The 228-nt window shown below is 58.3% G+C and carries 1 protein-coding gene; it reads left to right on the top strand.

What is annotated here, in order from left to right:
* Positions 1-110: 110 nt before the first annotated feature.
* Positions 111-228 (top strand): four-helix bundle copper-binding protein (locus tag KVT32_RS32000; protein WP_217619627.1); only part of this gene is annotated, 118 nt, incomplete at its 3' end.

Genomic DNA, 228 nt, shown 5'->3' with positions numbered 1-228 from the left:
AGGCGGTCGCCGGCGTGCGCCTGTGGTTCTAGGGAGGAGGGGCCATAACCTTCCCCACACCGTCCAGATGTCCTGAACCGAGGCCGAACCCAACTTTCAAGGAGAAGATCATGCACCAACAACACGAAACCTGTATCAAAGCCTGTAACGACTGCGCCGATGCGTGCGACATGTGCGCGTCAGCCTGCCTCCAGGAAGACGACGTCAAGATGATGGCTCGCTGTATTG

This window comes from Achromobacter sp. GbtcB20, assembly GCF_019091095.1.
GTDB classification, from domain to species: domain Bacteria; phylum Pseudomonadota; class Gammaproteobacteria; order Burkholderiales; family Burkholderiaceae_B; genus Achromobacter; species Achromobacter mucicolens.
The sequence above is the reverse complement of the archived record's forward strand: the minus strand, read 5'-3'. Positions and strand labels throughout refer to the sequence as shown.